At 34.6% G+C, this 19,602-nt stretch carries 10 protein-coding genes and 6 pseudogenes; 10 read left to right on the forward strand and 6 right to left on the reverse strand.

What is annotated here, in order from left to right; translation table 11 throughout:
• Positions 1 to 161: 161 nt before the first annotated feature.
• A pseudogene (locus JFU20_RS26705) lies at positions 162 to 257 on the forward strand (helix-turn-helix domain-containing protein); the annotation flags it as partial.
• A gap of 155 nt (positions 258 to 412) precedes the next feature.
• On the opposite strand, the gene iadA reads toward JFU20_RS26705, so the two are convergent.
• A complete protein-coding gene (gene iadA / locus JFU20_RS26710; protein WP_002016680.1) occupies positions 413 to 1,585 on the reverse strand; it encodes a beta-aspartyl-peptidase in 1,173 nt (390 codons plus the stop codon).
• 36 nt (positions 1,586 to 1,621) lie between these two features.
• Positions 1,622 to 3,034, reverse strand: a complete 1,413-nt coding sequence (locus JFU20_RS26715) for a YfcC family protein (protein WP_033716058.1) — start codon at positions 3,032 to 3,034, stop codon at positions 1,622 to 1,624.
• Positions 3,035 to 3,303: 269 nt separating this feature from the next.
• Between JFU20_RS26715 and JFU20_RS26720 the strand changes: the two genes are divergently transcribed.
• Positions 3,304 to 5,349 carry a sigma 54-interacting transcriptional regulator gene (locus JFU20_RS26720; protein WP_201039087.1) on the forward strand — a complete coding sequence of 682 codons (2,046 nt, stop codon included), beginning with the start codon at positions 3,304 to 3,306 and terminating at the stop codon, positions 5,347 to 5,349.
• Between the two features lie 159 nt (positions 5,350 to 5,508).
• Here JFU20_RS26720 and JFU20_RS26725 read toward each other — a convergent pair whose 3' ends face one another.
• Positions 5,509 to 5,784: a hypothetical protein gene (locus JFU20_RS26725; RefSeq protein ID WP_002016676.1), complete on the reverse strand. Its 276-nt coding sequence runs from the start codon at positions 5,782 to 5,784 to the stop codon at positions 5,509 to 5,511.
• A 344-nt stretch (positions 5,785 to 6,128) separates the two neighbouring features.
• On the opposite strand from JFU20_RS26725, the pseudogene JFU20_RS26730 reads away from it, so the two are divergent.
• From JFU20_RS26730 to JFU20_RS26740, 3 genes and pseudogenes are all read left to right on the forward strand, one after another.
• Positions 6,129 to 6,591, forward strand: a pseudogene (locus JFU20_RS26730) (DUF4879 domain-containing protein).
• Between the two features lie 498 nt (positions 6,592 to 7,089).
• Positions 7,090 to 9,453, forward strand: a complete 2,364-nt coding sequence (locus tag JFU20_RS26735) for a putative mucin/carbohydrate-binding domain-containing protein (protein WP_002165443.1) — start codon at positions 7,090 to 7,092, stop codon at positions 9,451 to 9,453.
• Between the two features lie 140 nt (positions 9,454 to 9,593).
• Positions 9,594 to 10,265, forward strand: a pseudogene (locus tag JFU20_RS26740) (IS6 family transposase).
• A gap of 174 nt (positions 10,266 to 10,439) precedes the next feature.
• On the opposite strand, the gene JFU20_RS26745 reads toward JFU20_RS26740, so the two are convergent.
• Both JFU20_RS26745 and JFU20_RS26750 read right to left on the reverse strand, forming a co-directional pair.
• Entirely contained in the window at positions 10,440 to 10,754 is a 315-nt protein-coding gene (locus tag JFU20_RS26745) for a DMT family transporter (RefSeq protein WP_000312326.1), read from the reverse strand.
• A complete protein-coding gene (locus tag JFU20_RS26750; RefSeq protein ID WP_002017146.1) occupies positions 10,754 to 11,095 on the reverse strand; it encodes a DMT family transporter in 342 nt (113 codons plus the stop codon). The genes JFU20_RS26745 and JFU20_RS26750 overlap by 1 nt, the downstream gene beginning before the upstream one ends.
• A 488-nt stretch (positions 11,096 to 11,583) precedes the next feature.
• Here JFU20_RS26750 and JFU20_RS30275 point away from each other — a divergent pair.
• Positions 11,584 to 11,859, forward strand: a pseudogene (locus JFU20_RS30275) (class A beta-lactamase); the annotation flags it as partial.
• Between the two features lie 154 nt (positions 11,860 to 12,013).
• Positions 12,014 to 14,362 carry a transglycosylase domain-containing protein gene (locus JFU20_RS26755; protein WP_201039088.1) on the forward strand — a complete coding sequence of 783 codons (2,349 nt, stop codon included), beginning with the start codon at positions 12,014 to 12,016 and terminating at the stop codon, positions 14,360 to 14,362.
• Between the two features lie 455 nt (positions 14,363 to 14,817).
• Here the strand turns inward: JFU20_RS26755 and JFU20_RS26760 are convergent.
• Positions 14,818 to 15,234 (reverse strand): annotated as a pseudogene (locus tag JFU20_RS26760) (discoidin domain-containing protein); the annotation flags it as partial.
• Between JFU20_RS26760 and JFU20_RS26765 the strand changes: the two are divergent.
• From JFU20_RS26765 to JFU20_RS26775, 3 genes and pseudogenes are all read left to right on the forward strand, one after another.
• Positions 15,212 to 16,210: pseudogene (locus JFU20_RS26765) on the forward strand (tyrosine-type recombinase/integrase); the annotation flags it as partial. The pseudogenes JFU20_RS26760 and JFU20_RS26765 sit on opposite strands and share 23 nt — an antisense overlap.
• Before the next feature lie 344 nt (positions 16,211 to 16,554).
• Complete coding sequence (locus JFU20_RS26770) at positions 16,555 to 16,773, forward strand: alpha/beta-type small acid-soluble spore protein (protein WP_002165449.1); 219 nt, start codon at positions 16,555 to 16,557, stop codon at positions 16,771 to 16,773.
• 1,247 nt (positions 16,774 to 18,020) lie between these two features.
• On the forward strand, positions 18,021 to 19,250 hold the full coding sequence (locus JFU20_RS26775; RefSeq protein ID WP_002165450.1) for a helix-turn-helix domain-containing protein: 1,230 nt from the start codon (positions 18,021 to 18,023) through the stop codon (positions 19,248 to 19,250).
• Positions 19,251 to 19,602 lie beyond the last annotated feature (352 nt).

Consider the following 19,602-nt stretch of genomic DNA (forward strand, 5'->3'; position numbering starts at 1 on the left):
TATCAAGCTAATGAAAACGAAATAATCCAAGACCGAAAACTCCTTCCTCAAAAATATAAAGGTGTGAAACACTAATTTTAGGTGGGAGATGAATATCAGTAGGCGTAAGCCTACGTTTTTTTAATACTGTAGATATCGTATAAAAAGGTGAGGTGCACCCTATGTTAGTAAGTAAGGCATATAAATTTCATATCTACCTAAATAAGAAACAAGAAATATTAATTGCTAAAACCATTGGTTGCAATCGCTTTGTATTCAAAACATGAAATTAATTAGCTAAATTCTTCTCTAAATAAAAGACCACTGATTTTTTAAACCGGTGGTCTTAAGTTTATATACTATTCATTTGTATAAGTCTCATATTCTTCTAGTGTCTTTAAATGATTTTTGTAATAGAAGCTTCTTATCTTTCTTATTCAAATGTTCCCTTCACTATCGAAACTTTATTTTCTACCATAAACTTTCCTTTTGCAATGACGCTGTGAATGTCCAACGTTTCTTTTTCCAACAATACGATGTCAGCATCCTTCCCGGTTTGGATACAGCCCTTACTTGAAAGTTTCAGCAATTGTGCGGGATTCGTGGTAATGACTTCTAGTGCCGTTTCTAACGGAATACCTTCCACTAAAACAGATTCTCGTACTTCGTGAAATAGCGAAGATACTTTTCCGACTTGAAGGCCTGCATACTCCCCATTGTTGTCAAAGAAGGGGAGGCTGGCTTGTCCATCTGAGGAGAAGGTGATGTGTCCGACTGGGACCCCATCTTCAAGCATTATACGTAATGCCTCACTGCATTTCACTTCCCCGTCCTCCAAAAATTGAGGAGTAGTACTTGTGGTAAAGTCTACGTAACCGCCTCGCTTTGCGTAATCAATACCCGCCCTAAATAATTCTTCGTTTCGGTTTATATGTGTTGGATGGAAGTGCCGAATTGGAATGTTGGTTTTATCTGCAATTTCATGTAACAATGAAAGTTTTCCTTCTCCGTCCCCTACATGAACTTCTATTATGCCAGCTTTTCCTGACAGAATACCGCCATTGCGTGCGGCAGTGGCGACTTTAACTATTTCCTCAAATGTAGGTTCTGATGATCTATGGTCGGAGATAGCAATCTCTCCAACACCAATAATTTTGTCAATTAAAATAATATCATCTTCGATTTTTCCCGTCAGCGTTTTTACTGGCACTTGATAGGAGCCTGTGTGAATGAAACAAGAAACTCCCTCTTCTTCAAGTGCCCGCGCCTTGGCAAGCAGACTTTCCATTTTACGTGTTGTCCCGTCAGTACCGAGTAAACCGACTAGTGTTGTAATACCTGCAGTTGTAATATCAGTAAGCATCAGCTCAGGTGTGCGGGTTTTGAATCCGCCTTCTCCGCCTCCACCAATAATATGAACGTGTGAATCGATAAATCCTGGAACAACCAAAAGATTTGCCGCATCAATGACTAGAATAGGAGCAAAGTTGTTAGGAATTGCGATTCTATCATCTATGAATGCGATTTTATCATCTGCAATTAATATGTCTTTCCGTCCTAGGTAGTTGGGTGCGTATACTTCTCCATTTTTTATTAAGGTAATCAATTCTTTTCTCCTCCTGTCAATACTTTTCGTTTTATATCAGAATGGACCATATCCTATGAAGTGAGCTATGATAACCGCTACTAATCCGATGAGATAGTGAATGAATACAAGTGGCAGAATCCACTTTGCCCACTTTGTCCAAGAAATTCCTGCAATCGCCAAGCCTGCCATTAAGGTCGTAGCGGTCGGAAAAATCATATTTCCGATTCCGTCAGCAAAAGAGAACGATAAAACTGCAGTTTGGCGTGTAATACCCAATAAGTCTGCAAGTGGCACCATAATCGGCATTGTCAGCATCGCATGACCCGTGCCAGATGCTAGAACAAAATGAATAAGAGCTTGGAAATTGTACATGCCAACAACGCTTAAATAGTCCGGAATATGCTTGATTGATACAGATAATTGATGCAGCATAGGGTCAACGATATGCCCTTCATTTAATACAACAAGAATGGCGCGCGATACACCGATAATCAAGGCACCACCGAGCAAGGATGCAGAGCCGTTTATAAAGGAGTTAACAATCTGATCTGCAGATAGTTTTCCGATGATCCCAATCATTATTGTCAATAAAAGGAATAAAGATGAAATTTCTGTAATGTACCATTCGAATTTGATTACACCAAACGCCAAAACGATATAATTAATTACAAAAGCTCCTAAGATGAACTTATGTCTTCCTGTTAACTTCTCACTTGATTGCAGTAATTTTTCCGCTTCTTCTTTTGTATATTTTCCATAGATACCAATAGAAGGATCTTTCTTTACCTTCATTGCGTAACGATAGATATAAAGAACAGAAACAAGGTAGATGATAATAAATAAAATAAGGCGAAACACTATGCCTGAGAACATTGGTAATTCTGCGATTCCTTGTGCAAGCCCTACTGTGAAAGGATTCATGATGGCAGTTGTAAACCCTGACAATGCTCCTACTATGACGATAGCAGTTCCTGTAATTGCATCAAATCCCAGAGCCAACGCCAGTGGAATGATAAGAGGAAGATAAGCTAGTGTTTCTTCCGCCATCCCCATTAAAGAGCCACCTACAGCGAAGAACAGCGTCACGACAGGAATCAATAGTTTTTCACGCGTCGACAACTTCCTAGCCATTGTAGCGATAAGCACATCAACCGTACCAGTTGCTCTTAAGACACCAAAAAATCCTCCGATAATCAATAAGAAAAATATAATATTGCCGGCTTCTACCATTCCTGTATGAACAGCTTTTATCATATCGAAAAATCCGACCGGAGCAGATTCTATTGATTTAAAAGAATTTGGGTCTACAGTAGTCCGGTTATTCACTTCAATCCGTGCATATTCTCCGGTCGGTAAAAAATAAGTTAATAGAGTCGCTGTTACGAGAATGCCGAATAGCAATACAAAAACATTAATTTTTTTCTCTTTTTTTCCAAGTGAAACAGCCTGTTCTTGTAGTTGGCTCATATGTGTTCCTCCTTTGTATTTAAAATAAATGGATTGAAATAGAACGCTTACAAAAATACCGCTAATAGACCATGTTCTTTTCTCGTATTCTGCTGTTTCCCTCCTTTTCATAACCTCGGACACTTCATTAATTTATATATGCAATATGTGTGCCAATATTGATAGTGTGATTTTTAAGGAGATTTTTATGGCAAGAGTAGAGATTTTGGTTTTTATTGTCCTTTTTTGGCGATATAATAGAACCAATTTAAATATAGGCAGGTGTCTTAATGTTAAAATCCTCACTTACACTTATAGCTGGAAGCTCAAAAACAACGCAAGCCTTACAGGAGCAACTAGAACAATTGCTTGGAGACTATGTTTATATTAAAAGCCATGCTGGGGATGAGGGAATACCGCAGTCTCTTGAAGATACAATTATTTTGTATTCATCAGCTTCTGTTTATGATCAAACAAATGGTATGTATAGCGTGAATGCTGAGAAAATAATTGTGGGAAAGAGAACAGTTCATCATGAATACATTGATAAACTTTTAAGAATACCTGAAGATTCATCAGTTCTAGTGGTGAATGATAATGATGATGCAACAATAAATCTTATTGAATCCTTATATCAACTTGGTATAAATCATATTCAATTTATCCCTTTTCGGAAGGGGGTATTGTTTTATGATGATGTTCGAATTGCTGTTTCGCCAGGAGAAACACATCTGTGCCCTTCTTACATAAAAGAAGTAATTGATATAGGTGTACGTCTTTTTGATATGACAACAATTCTGGAAGTTGTAGAATGTTGTGGTTTGAGCAAGGATATATCCTCGAAGATTTCAGAAAGGTATATTAGCAATATCATTGAATTACAACGTAAGTTATTACATGCAGAGCGGGATGCTAAGCAGATGAGTGAGCACATCCAAAATGTGTTAGGAACTGTCGATGATGGAATATTAGTCGTTAACCAGGAAGGGCGGATTACGGTATTCAATGAACGTCTTACGGCATTGTTTCATATTGTGGCGCAAGATGTGGTTAATGAGTATGTAGAACATGTGATGAGTCGTCGGGATATTACCGATTTCATCATGAATGGAAAGGATGAAAGCAAGTTCTTCGACATAGATGGCGTGGATGTCGTAATTTTTCGTTTGCAAATGATGCAAGAAAATACAATTGTCGCAACTTTTAAGAGTGTACATCAAGCCTTTGAAATTGAAAAAACAGCGCAAAGAGAAATGCGTAATAAAGGATTTCATACAAAATACGGATTTGAGGATATTATCGGTGAACATATTGTAATGAAAGAGCGTAAGCGAATCGCCAAGAAACTTGCCTTATCGGAACATCCGATTTTAATTCAGGGTGAAACAGGAACAGGAAAAGAACTGTTTGCCCATGCTATTCATGAGCATTCATTGCGAAAAAACGGACCGTTTCTGGCTGTAAATTGTAGCGCATTAACAGAGAGCCTGCTTGAAAGTGAATTGTTTGGTTACGAAGAAGGGACATTTACAGGAGCACAAAAGGGGGGCAAGAAAGGTCTGTTTGAATTAGCGGATAACGGAACTATCTTTTTGGATGAAATCGGGGACATAAGTCTTACTGTTCAATCACATCTGCTGCGCGTTCTGCAGGAGGGAGAAATCCGCAGAATCGGTGGTGTAAGAATTATACCTGTCAATGTTCGAGTGATTACCGCAACAAATAAAGATCTTCAAGGAAAGATAAGGGCCGGTTCATTCAAAGTCGATTTATTTTACCGGTTGAATGTACTTAATCTCTGTATTCCACCACTCATTGAGAGAAGAGCGGATATACCAATTTTGATTAAGCATTTCATCACAAAGAGCGGAAAATGGGTAAAGATAGAACAAGATGTGCTGGAGTATTTCATGCAATATGAATGGCCTGGAAATATACGAGAATTAAAAAGCACAATTGATTATATGCTGACAATTTGTGAGGGAAATATCGTGACGAAAGGAGATCTTCCGTCCATGCTGGGACAAGAGGGGGGCAGCGTGAAATCCGAATATCCCATATGTGGAAGTATACTGGAAATGAAGGAGCATGTTTTTATCTTGGAAGTAATCAAGCAATGTAACGAAAAAGGAAAGGCGGCAAGCAGAGATCTACTTTCAAGTAAAAGCAAAGAATCAGACTTTGCTTTATCCCCTCAGCAAATCCGTCGCCGTCTGGATATTTTAGAAAGTGAAGGATTTGTCGTAAAAGGAAGAGGGCGAGCCGGTACAAAGATTACTGATGCCGGAATAGAGTATCTGTATTTTCTTAAATCAAAGTATGCTGTGTATTGTTAAAGAAATCATTCCTATATTTTGATTGTGAATGGAAAGGATATAATTAGACATTACAGATTCTGGTGCAAACTTTGCAAGTAATCCCCTAATGATCAAATTACATCTAATTTGATTTATAACAGATTGGCGTCATAGACGACCAAATAAAAACACAGGGTTTTATCTCTGTGTTTCTTCAAATTTTCGTTTTTGAATATATGTTTGAGCATGAATAATTTCTTCCTGAAGCTCTTTTAATTCTTTCATAGATTCTGATTCAATAGCCATGTAAGTAGTAACTAAACTAATCATCATATCCATCTTCTCTACTATATTTTGAATGACCTGTTCAGATTGCTCTTTTTTAGGGTGTTGTATGGCTATTAATACATTTTCTATATAATTGTTCTTTCTTTGCTGGATATCATAAATAAACTGTTTTGTGTTTGAGTTCATTTGTTGTTCCTCCGTTTTGGATATATTTCCATTCTATTATATTTGAATAGAAAGTATTGGATTCCCCTAAAATCATACCTGTCTCGCACCCTTTCTAAAGTAATAGTAACAGTATGTCCAAGGTTTATAGATTCATTGCAATTGTCCTTAAGTTCTTGCACCAGAACCAGCCAACTTGAAATGGGTCCAAAGGTGGTAAGTCAATTAGAGTAGAGAACTAATTATGCTGTAGTAGGATTAATGTTATGTATAAATGATAAAAAGCAATGAATATGCACAATTTCATATGTAAATAGGTACTTTTTGTTAACTCTTTTAAAGGGAAGGAATTGTATGAAATTAGTATGATAGAATCAATTTGTATTAAATCGAAAGGGGATGAGAGTATGCTAAAAAGAATGATTTTAGGAGTTTCATCATTAGTAGCGGGAGCAACAGTTGGCTTAGCGACTGATGTTTCCGCAGCACCTGCCCCACCATTAAAATCATTAAATGTAGTAAAAGTTGAATCTCAATTAGGCGGAGTTGAATTTATTGGTCCTAATAATCTAAGTACAGTTAAAGATCATGGAGGAAGCTATTTATACAAATGAAATGGGATATGGTAAAAATCCGATTGCTCAAATGAGTGGTCAAAAACTAAAAAAAGTAGATTCTAAGATGACTGATATTAATGGTGATAGAACAGTTGATGGATGGGAATATAAATGGGATGCCTCGGGACAGCAAAATGGACAATCTAAATATCAAAACACATCTACAAATGGACCCTGGAATACATTATCTACGTCATTAAATATTAAATAAGCTAACAGAAGAATCTAATGTTAATTTTTTGGTCGGTTGCAATAAATGTAATGTTTAGGTAAGTAAAGGAGTCTACGTTTTTTAGCGGGCTCTTTTAATCTAATGATAAGATACTGGCAAATTGATAAGCTATTTTATCCAATTGTCACATTCGAAATTTACATAATGTTATTTCAGTAAGCAAATTTATGTTTAATAGTGTGAGTAATTAGACATAAATCTATCAAAAAATCAATAAAGTTATTAAATGAGTCTTTCAGCATAACTATCTAAAACTACATATTTATGAATTTTTATAATATTTTTAGTATATATCTAGTCCTAAATCATACCATTTTATAACAAAATACTATAATTTGATTAGTAATAGTAGTGAAAAAAACATTAAACATAACTAGGTAATATAGCTAATGTTATTTTTTTACATAATTTGTTTAATGGTATGCATATCGTTATTATTCAATGTAACTAAAATAATTTAAAAGGAGATAGGAAGTTATGTTTAAAGTAAAAATAAATGGAAGAATCAAAAAGATTGTTATGATTTCTGCGGCTTGTACCATGATGTCAATGTATGGAGCACCAATTTCTAGTACAGAGGCAGCAATCCGATCGCATGCTCCATCAGTTTATGTAACACCACAAAATACTGCTGCTTCAGATATTATTAGCATAGACTGGTCACCAATCCAAACGGCACCTTATACATATTGGGCTGTACATAACTGGAATCAGGGAGGAGAGGGTGGCGGTTATGCTGGCTTCCAACAACAAAGCGGTTTTGATCAAACCGGTAAACGTACCCTTCACTTTGCACTTTGGGATCCAATAGCATCAAACCAAGCAATTAAAGCTGAATATTTATCGCCGACTTCAGAAGCCAGTAGATTTGGTGGAGAAGGAACAGGTTTGAAGGTACAAACAACTTATAATTGGAAAGATAGTGAATGGTATCGAATGACACTACGTTCTTGGCAAGAAGATGGTCATACAAAGTTTGGCCAGTGGATAAAAGATAATAAATTAAATCAATGGAAGTTAGTTGCTATTATGGATCATCCAGTTGCGAATGTTCCATTTAACTATGGTTTATCGATGTTTCAAGAGGACTGGGCTGGTAATGGACAAGATGTAAGAGAAGCACGCCTTAAAAATGGCTATAGCAGAAAAGTTTCAGATAAACAATGGAATTCTTGGAATAATCAGCGTATCTCTGGGCAACATGATACCTCTTATCAATACGATGGAGGAGCAACTTCAGAATATCTATGGGTTAAGGCGGGAGGAAATACTCAATCAACTATTGGTACTGGAAAGACTTTTAATATAAATCAGCCTAGTCAACCAGAAATGGGAAATTTGGATTTTGATATTCAAAATATTCGTTTTGAAAATGAAAAATTAAATGTGTCTTGGAAATTGAAAGAACAAAGTACTCCCCAGTTTAAAGGGAAAATTGAAATCTATGACAATGAAAAGTTAACGGGACAAGCTTTGAAAGTAATCGACAATATTAAGTCCTATCAAACTGAGGTAAGTCAAACTATGCAATTGCCTCAAACAGCTTATGCTAAAATTACATTAACAGATATATTTGATCGAACTGTAGAGAAAAAAGTAGCAATTACAAATGGAAATTCTGATATTTTAGTAGGGAATCAATTTGCATGGTCCCTAAAAGGAATTAGTGATTTCGAGTTTGCTAAAATCAATTTCAATAAGTCGAAAGAAGAAATGCAAATTGACTTAAAAGCAGGCGTACCGCATCATTATTTTAATGAAACATATGCGAGTATTAAAGTACAAAATGCATCAGGAAGAGTAGTATACAATAAAGATATTTATGGAAACAAACAACAAAATGCTGAATCGCAAAAAGTTCCAGTCAAAGTAGGCGATTATATTGAGTTGACACACTTAGAGGGTGTGAATAGAGCTACTTTCAAAAATGTAGACAACAGTAAACAAGAGAGCTTTGGAAAAAAAGCCATGTACGAAATTACAAAAGAAGGTCTGAAGAAAGTAGAAAAAATGCCAGAAGCAACAATTTTAGATGGAAATCAATTTGTATGGTCCTTAAAAGGATATAGTAATCGAGAAATTGCAAAAGTAGATTATAACAAAACGTCAGAAGAGCTAAAAATAAAATTAGAAGTTGGTATACCGCATTCATACTTCAATAGTACATATGCGAGTATTAAAGTCCAAAACTCATCCGGTAGCGTTATATGCAATAAGGAAATCGTAGGGAATAGACAACAAAATGCCGAAACCCAAACTGTGTCTGTAAAAGTGGGAGATTACATTGAATTAACTCATATAGAAGGAGACACAGTAAATGAAAAGACACGCGCAACATTAACGAATCTTGAAAATAACAAAAATGAAACTATTGGAAAGACAGCAAGGTATCAGGTTACAACAGAGGGCTTAAAAAAAGTAGAAAAAATGCCAGAGACAACAATTTTAGACGGAAAACAATTTGCATGGTCCTTAAAAGGATATAGTGATCGAGAAATTGCAAAAGTAGATTATAATAAAACAGCAGAAGAGCTGAAAATAAAATTAGAAGCTGGCATACCGCATTCGTACTTTAATAGTACATATGCAAGTATTAAAGTCCAGAACTCATCCGGTAGCGTTATGTACAATAAGGAAATCGTGGGAAATAGACAACAAAATGCTGAAACCAAAACAGTGCCTATAAAAGTGGGAGATTATATAGAATTTACTCATATAGAAGGGGAAGCAGTAAAGGAAAAAACGCGAGCGAATTTAACTAACCTTGAGAATGGAAAACAGGAATATATAGGTAAGAAAAGAATATATCAGGTTACATCTACAGGATTAATAAGACAATAAATGTATTAAAAAGTTGGGGGAATCCTCAACTTTTTTTATTGAAATAAAAGGTTCTGGTGCAAAAACTTCAAGGTAATTACAAGTAATCTCTAAAACTTGGACATACTGATACTATTACTCTAAAAAGGTGTGTAATCGGTATGGAAAAGAAAAATTGGTTCAAATGGAAGCACTATCAGCCTGATATTATTTTATTAACGGTAAGATGGTACCTACGGTACAACCTAAGTTTTCGTGATTTGGCGGAAATGATGGAGGAACGGGGTTTATCCATTTCTCATACAACGATTATGCGTTGGGTTCATCAGTATGGTCCTGAATTGGACAAACGGATCCGACGTTACCTCAAACAAATAAATGACTCTTGGAGATTCGATGAAACCTATATCAAAGTAAAAGGTCAATGGATGTAACTGTATCGTGCTGTTGATTCGAGCGGAAACACAATCGATTTTTTCCTAAGCAAAACAAGAAATCATAAGGCTGCAAGGCGCTTTTTCAAGAAAGCTTTGTGGTCTTTTCATGTTTCAAAGCCACGTGTAATAACAGTCGATAAGAATCCAGCTTATCCGATAGCAATTGAACAGTTAAAAAAAGAAAAAAGCATACCTAGCGGTATGCGACTTAGACAACAAAAGTACTTGAATAACATAGTAGAACAAGATCATCGCTTTATAAAGAAGCGAATCCGTTCTATGCTAGGCCTTAAATCTTTTGACACAGCTACATCCATTCTTTCTGGAGTAGAAGCCATGCTTATTTTTAAAAAGATTTTCCACAATCAGGCGCATTTCAGCGTCTTTTTTGCATGAAAAGTCCAGCGAGTGGTATAAAAACGAAGTATTTGTTAAGTAGTAAAAAAGTTGTTTGAAAAACAACAGTCATGTTATTCAACAATCTGTCGATTGTGTTGAATGAAAAATAAAGAAAATAATTTGCTTAATAAAAACAGATTATCTTCTTCATCATACAATCTAAAAAATCATTTATGAAACGAGTTTTAGACCTATTGCAGCACCTAAAACCATACCTATAAAAATAAGTCTTTTCCAGTCTTTTGATTCCCCATAAAAAACCATGCCTAAAATTGCACCACCAGACGCACCAATTCCAGTCCAAATTGCATAGGCTGTCCCCATAGGTAGTGTTTCCATTGCGTAAGCAAGAAATATAAAACTTAATCCAAATCCGAGAATTAACAAAAATAATGATTGCCAATTTCGATCTTTATGCAATTTATTTATCATAGCAACACCAAACATTTCACACAGTCCTGCTAAAATTAAGGAAATCCAAGCCATTAGGATTCATCTCCTTCCTGAACTTTGTCATCTGTAACTAATTTCAAGCCAATTACTCCAGCTAATAAAAATAAAATCAAGAGTACTTTACCCATTTTAAATGGTTCACCAAAGAACAAGATTTCAGAAAAGACAGTTCCAGCTGTACCTAATCCAACAAAAACAGCATAAACAGTTCCCACGGGAAGTATTCTTCCTGCCATAATCATTAAATAAAAGCTCAAAAATATAGCAATGATAGTCCCCGTCCAAGTCCAAAAGTCATCAGCATGTTTTAAACCAATTACCCAAAAAATTTCAAAGAAAGCAGCAACAAATACTTTAACCCAGTCTTTATTCATTTAAAAGACACCTCCAATTTTATTCTTACCAAAAAAAACAAAAAAAGCCTAAGAGATAGCTGTTAAACAGTTTCTCCCATGTTTTTATCCTTCAGTGACACGGCAAATCTGTGAGTTTACTCTGGCCAAGACTCACACTACTTTATCGGGGTAGCATCACATGCCCAGCATGCTAGAAATAACAAATTACCTCATACCCATTAAGCTAATATTTTGAGAGCCCTCCATAACGAAAAGTTTACCTCTTCACTGTTAGTTATGAGATTTTGGTTCGTTTTTAAGAACAATTGATTTCTTAAGTTGATAGGCATGGGCCGTACCCCTGTTACCGTTTCTGTTCCGTTATTATACAAACCCAAATTTGTTCCGCATCTTAAAGTGGAACAAATTTATTACTTAGATTGTCTATTAAGTGTAATCCTAAAAACGTAGTGCTCAAACTTGATACACTGAATTTGGTTTGACATCTATTTTAAGTACTGCAAAATATGAAAGGACTGATTATCTTGAAAAGTACAAGGATGTTAAAAATAAGGATTTGTACTAGAATACTAAGTTTGAGTCTTGCAAGTGTAAAACTTTTTACAGGTGAACCATTGTAGGTGGAAGCAAAAGAAAAAGTAGAGAAAACTAAACATGCAAATCATGCGTCTCATTGAGAATTCGCGCAACTCGAGAAAAAGTTTGACGCTCGACTGGGTATCTATGAAATCGACGCCGTTACATACTGGCTAGTTACTTATCGATCACCTAATGAACGGTTTGTTTAAGAGTTAATCTAAGTTTTATAATCTATAGATTAGGAAAATATTTACTGATTCCGGTTAACAAACTTTTTAAATACAAGTATATTTCTGAAGGTGACCCCAATAAATTTAAGTAAATCAACGCGAGAGTTGAAAGGCAGGAGAAAGTAGCATGTCAGAAAATTATCGTTCTCGAGAGGAGCGGCGACAAGTTAAAAAGAAAGAACAACCAGCTTCTAAAAAAAAGAAACAACAAGGTAAAAAATTGTTGTTTCGCAAATTTTTAATCAGTTGCTTACTACTTGGTATTGTAGGGTTAGTCGCAGGGGTTGCTACCTTTTTCATTATGATCAAGGATGCGCCAAGACTTGAGAAAACAAAACTTGTTAATCCGTTATCCTCAAAAATTTATAATAAAGATGGGAAATTGATATATGAATATGGGAAAGAAAAACGAACAAATATTATGTATGATCAAATTCCTAAATTAGTAGAAAATGCGTTTTTAGCGGCAGAAGATGCACGTTTTTATGAGCATAGAGGCGTAGACTTTAAAGGTACTGCACGTGCAGTTTTAGTCACCCTAAAAGGGGATTACGGCTCTCAAGGTGGAAGTACGATTACTCAGCAAGTTATTAAAAATTACTTCTTATCAATGGAAAAAACGTCAAAGAGAAAGGTGCAAGAAATTTATTTAGCGTATAAGCTAGAACAACAGTATTCAAAACATGAAATTTTAGAAATGTATTTAAATAAAGTTTACTTAGGCAACCGTTCATACGGAATCGCAACAGCAGTACAAAATTACTATGGTAAGGAATTGAAAGATTTAACACTACCAGAAGTCGCGATGCTTGCCGGTTTAATGAAAGCGCCTAATAACTATGATCCAACGAAAGAACAAAATATCAAAAAAGCAACAGAAAGAAGAAATGTTGTACTTCAATTAATGAATCGACATGGTTATATTACAACAAAGGAAATGGAAGACGCATCAAAAATTCCAGTAACAGATGGACTTAAGAAAGTAACTGAACAAAAAGAAATGCCATATCCCGCGTTTATGGATGCGGTTGTGAAAGAAGTTGAAAAAGAGTTGCCAGATACTAATATTGGATCTGACGGTTTAGAATTTTATACAACATTGGATCCAAAGGCACAGGATTTTGCGGACAAGCTTTTAGATGAAAATATTATTAATTATCCAAATGAGAAATTCCAAGGGGCTTTCACATTTATGGATACGAAAACTGGAGAAGTTCGTGCAATTGGTAGCGGACGTGGTGAAAATAAAGCTGTATTTAAAGGGCATAATATAGCGATTGAATTAAATCGCTCAGCAGGTTCAACGATGAAACCAATTTTTGATTACGCTCCTGCAATTGAATATTTAAAATGGGCTACTTACCATCAAATTGATGACTCTCCATTTAAGTATTCAACAGGACAAGAAGTTAGAAATGCAGATAGAAAGCATTTAGGACCAGTTACAATGCGAGATGCATTGAAAACGTCACGAAATATCCCGGCTATTAAAACTGCAAAAGAAGTAGGAATTAATAAATCAAAAGCTTTCTCTGAAAAGCTAGGTATTAAATTTAATGTAGCACCGACGGAATCAACAGCGATTGGTACAAATGAAGCGTCACCAACTGAAATTGCAGGTGCTTATGCGGCATTTGGTAATGATGGTAAGTATACGAAGCCGCATTTTGTTAAGAAAGTCGTTTATCCAGATGGTAAATCAAAAAGCTTTGAGCAAAAGCCAAAACGAGTTATGAAGGATTCTACAGCATATATGATTACTGATATGCTTCGTACTTTTGTTTCATCTGGATTGGGTACAGCAGCTAATATAGGTTCTTTGGATGTAGCGGGTAAAACAGGGACTACAAACTATTCTTTAGAACAAATAGCACAATATAATCTACCAGAAAGTGCAACTCGTGATAGTTGGTTTGCTGGTTATACACCACAATATACGATGGCAGTATGGACTGGATATACAAAAGATAGTAAAGATGATTATATTAGTAGTAAAAATACGAAAATTGCTCAATTGATATTTAAAGAAATGATGAGCAATTTCGCTACAGATAAGTCACAATTTAAAATGCCGAACAGTGTAGTTCAAGAAGGTAGCGAATTACGTATTAAAGGTGAGAAGCGTGATTCTCCTCCAAATACGAAAATACCAAATACGACTGAACAGCATAGTAATAATAATCAAAATAAGCAAAAAGAAAAGCAAAAGAAACAAGAGGAATTAAAGAAACCAGAAGAGCAAAATGAGCCAAACAGTGGTAGTGGAGAAGGAAATACACCACCACCAAACAATGGTAGTGGTCAAGGAAATACAACACCGCAAAACAATGGTAGTGGTCAAGGAAATACAACACCACCAAACAATGGTAATGGAGAAGGAAATACAACGCCGCCAAACAATGGGGATGGCCATGGAACGCCAACGCAACCAAGTAATGATGAAAATACAGGAGAGGGTCCAGCCGATAATGGATAATAAGTAATATGAAGAAATCGTTGGTTTTATTTTTAAAATAACGTTTGATCAAAAATACCTTACAAACCCATATTTTAAAATAAACAAAAAAACCCCAATATTTGATTTTTAGAAATAAAATTATTTCAAATGCTGTAGCTGTGATTTAGCTAACCCTGCGCCGATAATAGCACCAATAATTAATGCGCAAGCAATTAAAATACCTAAAATAATTAACATAGCAAAAGTGATTTTTTTCGCTGTATTTCCTTTCGGAGCAAGAATAGCTAATACAATAAATAGACCCTAACAAGTTTTAAATTTAGGCTAAGCTAAGCAATTCAATGTTATCAATCTGTGTGTTTTTACATATTGGAAAAATAAGGAGGTTATCAAAGGCTGAACGAAACTCTCAGCGGATGATAACCTTCTGAAATAGCGTGTCAATGATTTAAATAGATATCCTCACAAATATATTATTGAGCCACTCCAAATACATTGATTTCAGCCGCACTTGTCCATGGATTATTGTTCACCTCGCTTAATGCACGTATTCTAATATAACGACCTGTCTTGTTTGCAAAGCTGATTTCTTTCAAATTAGTATTATTGGCAAAAGCACCTATGGATACAGCTGTTCCCAAATTCACTCCATCACTACTAACGTAAAACTCATAGTCCTTAATCGTTCCGTTGATTTGGCCATCTTGCCTTGGCAGATAGCTAAATTTGGAGAGGTTATAGGTTGCACCTAAATCAATTTGAATCTCGTGCGGCATTGGAGCCACCGGGCTCCAGTTTGTATGCCAAAATGTGTCTTTGTTTCCATCAAAGGCATACGTACCTAAATTGTACCAATTATAGCTATCTACATATTTAAGTGACCTGGAAGTCATTTATCATTTCGTACATTTACAAAAAGATATGGATGAGAACAAAAATAGAAAAGAGGATACGAAAAAGAGTTATATATCTGAAATCTTGTCATTTTGTCAGTGCATGGTGCAGCATGCGGAAGAATTCGAATTGAATGGGGAAGAGGTTCAGCAAAATGACTCGTTATTGAAAACATTACAGCCTTGGCATATTCGTAAATATAATGCTTGGTTGAAGCAGGTAGAGAACGGTAGGAACGGTAGCACATATGCGGTCGCAACACTTGCGAAGAAAACAGTACTCATTCGTTCTTTTCTAAAACATCTTCATGTATTTTCTTATATTGAAAAGCCTCTTCATGAAGAACTGCAGCGCGCTAATGTAAATGAACAAGATCGGCCGAATCGAGACCTTTCTTATGATGAAGTGATGAAAATTCTAGGATTTTATAAAGAAAGAGGGCATGTAGTAAACTATGCAATTTTACTAGCTCTGGCAAGTACCGGTGCAAGAATTCAAGAATTGTGCACCGCGAGAGTGAAAGATTTACATTATGACGGAAAGTATTGGCTAAGGGTCAAGGGAAAAGGGGATAAAGTGCGTGAACTTTTCATTCCTGAATATTTATACCAATGTATTAGCGAAATGAGACGGAGAAGAGGATTCCAAACTATATTGGATCGGGGAGATGAATGTCCTTTATTCGTAAATCAAAGAGGAAATTTTTATAATCCAAAAACGTTATCAAATCAGGTAACAGATATGATAAAAAAGACAAATTTAGATTTTCTAAAGTATCGTGAAAATCCTGTAACGGCACATACATTCCGTCATGCTTTTGCAATCATGGCAGTTGAACAAGGAAATGCGGATTTATATCATTTAATGCAAACGCTTGGGCATGAAAATATCCAAACAACAAAAATCTATTTAGAGAAGCATATGAAACGGAAGAATAATGTGGGTACTTCATTTGCGGATATGCTGGTGTGAAACTTTCATAAAAAAATATTTAATTATGTCTTTTTTACATAATTAAATGTACATTATTTAACGTGTGAGGAGGGTTGATTATCGAGTTAGAGTTACTCAAGAATCTACACATTAAGAAATGGCCAAGAAAATTCAATAAAGGTAGAGTCCTGGCGTTCATTTAGAGAAGAAATGAATGTGTTAGGAATTCAGGATTCAGATGTGTTTCAAATTCAGTTAGTGGAATATGGGAAAGAGAGAAAGAAAAAGAGTTTTCCTAAAAAATACTAGAAGAAAATAGTTTACTTACGTATAAATATCATAATTAAGCACATGTTATATACAAATATAGTGGAGGTGCAATTATGAATATTCAAAGACACGAAAGTAATACAAATGAAATTCTTATTTCTGCTGCTGCAAGTGCTATTGAGCAAATGAAGTATGAAATTGCTCGTGAATTCGGAGTCACACTAGGACCTGATACATCATCACGTGCAAATGGTTCGGTTGGTGGAGAAATTACAAAACGCTTAGTTCGAATGGCTGAAGAACAGTTAACAGGTCAATACAGATTACACTAAGTTAAAGCAGTAAATAAGAAGAATTCATGTGCAAATGGATTCTTCCTCCTTTTATTTACAAAAACTTCAAAAAAATAATTTTGTAGTTAAAAAACAACCTCTCAGATTCTTTTTTAATAACCTTTTCCAACCTTATTGATGACATATGTATCGATGGGAAATAAATTAGACATGAGTAGTGTAGGGGTGTTTAAAATCGTTTTGTTATTATCCGTAATTTTAATTCCATAATACTTAAGAATTATTGCTTTGAGGTCAATTTACTGTGCATCTTAATTATGGATGTTGTTTTTGTTAACTAACAACTATTGTATTTGGAAATTTAATAATAAGTTTATGTGATACGATAATAAAACTAGGTAGTATAAAGACTAATAATACAAAGATGAATAACCAATAAATAGATTATTCATATGTTCTATCTCGTCTGCTATTCTTAGTACTTTTACAATCTATATATTTCTTCCTCTTTTGTGGAAAGTAAAACTAATGTTGCGACCAGTAATATAGTACCAATTAGATAAAAATAGTTGTCCATATATTGCCGGTATTTCTAATATTCCATTCGATTTTTGTGTTTTCTATTTTTATTTTTGTACTGATGAAAAGACCTTTCTCTCAATTAAATCTTTAAGTAACATGTATCTGTTTGATGCTTGAAATTCCCCCAGCTTGTACTTTTCAAAGCATAGTGGTTCATAAATAGCCTTATCATTTTCCTCTGTTGTTAATTTCCCGACTTTTTGTTATCTTTATCTAAAATTTGAAGCACAGTAATTTTTCAGTTTTACATTTAAATTAGCAGTATCCATTTTTAAAAATTCAATTTGTACAAGTAATTGAATTGGAATTTTGACTGTTGGTTCTTGCAGTGGTACAGTATCTCCTGTTACTTTCGCTGTATTTTGAATCTTTTTTCAGCTTGTTCCTCGCATGGAAAACCACTGTACTTTGTAGGTTCTTCACTGTTTTCTCAAGTTCAATGATTAGATCTTGTAGAATTAAGAAAAGACCTTCGCTCATTTCATTTACTTATCCTATCTACTCTGATATTTAGATGCTAATTACAATTAAATAATATATGATTTTCATAAAAAAGATATAGTAATATTTTGTCGTGAATTGTACTATTTTGATATTTTATAGTAATATTTTGTCGTAAGTTATACCTGACGGAAAATAATTTATGAATTTATACCGTAAAGATATAAAAATTTATCAGTTAATCTAATTAAGAGGAGAAGGTAATGAATAATTCTATCGATATACAACACTTGTGTGATCTCGCACATAAAGTCTTTAATGTACCTGTTCACATTTTATCCACAGACAAAAAAATCTTATATCATTCTACTTCTGATGATATTTGTAGTCCTTTTTATTCTTCTAAAGAAGAACATCTTAGTGACATTTATCAAGAAAATGATCCCAATAACTTGCCACTTTTCAGATGTAACAGTTATCTTGAAAATTTCGTCCTAATTCATATAGCAAATCATGATTACATAAAAGGGACTATTATAATCGGTCCCACTATACATCCAAAGGGCTCAGATGATATAACCTTTAAACTTCGGAAAGAATTTAACTTAAATAATAATATTCAAGAAAGACTAGCCTATTATCAGTGCCTACCTGAGATTAAAAAAACTACTTTAATTGATATGGGAGTTTTATTACATTACATGATTTTCAATGAAAAGTTAGATGTAGATATTGTTTTAGAAAAAAATAAAGTGCTAGAGGAAGTTCCCTATAAAATTGTGAAACCTGATCTATATATTTTAAAACGCCAACAAAATAAACCTAAAACTCACAACATGGCATTAGTACATAATTATTTTTCAGCAATCAAAGAGGGAAATAAAAAGAAGTTGTTGCAATATATGTATGCAGTTTCGCAGGAAGATACTGAATTAATTTTAACAGCGGATCCACTCAGAAACCAAAAAAACCATGGGATTATTGCGATTACTTTAGCTACTCGATATGCGATAGAAGGTAATCTCCCACCAGACATTGCTTTTGCTCTTAGTATTTTGTATATCCAAACCATGGAACAACTAGATAACGTAGACTCTGTAAGGCGATTGTCAGGAGATGCTTTACGTACTTTTGCAGATCGGGTGAAAGAATTCAATGCGCAAAAATTTTCAAATGCGGTTACTACATGTATGAATCATATTAGTAAAAATGTTTACGATGGAATATCTCTCAATGAACTCGCTAATCATTTGGATATTACCCCTACTTATTTATCTAAATTATTTAAAAAAGAAGTGGGGATTCCTTTAAGTGAATTTATTCAAAGGGAACGAGTGGAAGAAGCAAAAAAATTATTAACACTCACTACATATCCACTATCAGATATTTGTGCCTGGCTTAATTTTAACGACCAAAGTTATTTTACAAGGGTTTTCAAAAAGTCAACTAACATGACACCTAGACAGTATCGTGAAAAATATACCGTAATATAAGCTTAGTATCAGTTTCTTGTGAAAAAACTTTAATATACGCGCAAGTAACTCTAAAACTTGAGCATACTGTTTCTTTTACTCTAGAAAGGGTATGTGATTGATCTAGAAAAGGAATATGTATTCAAATAGATCTTGAAGAGTCCATGAAACATTTAGTGAAGCCAAAGGACAAGGGTAAGATTTATAACATGTTGTTAATTTTAAAGAGTACACTATCCATTATTTTTCTAAGGAGACAAAAAAACAGAAGGCCGCCAAGGTTCTTTTCGAGAAAGCTTTGCGGCTTTTTTTATATTTTAAAACCCATGGTTATAACGAGGAATAAGTTTATAGATTAATATCTTCATGTTAA

This window comes from Bacillus sp. TH30 (assembly GCF_016650875.1).
Lineage (GTDB): Bacteria > Bacillota > Bacilli > Bacillales > Bacillaceae_G > Bacillus_A > Bacillus_A mycoides.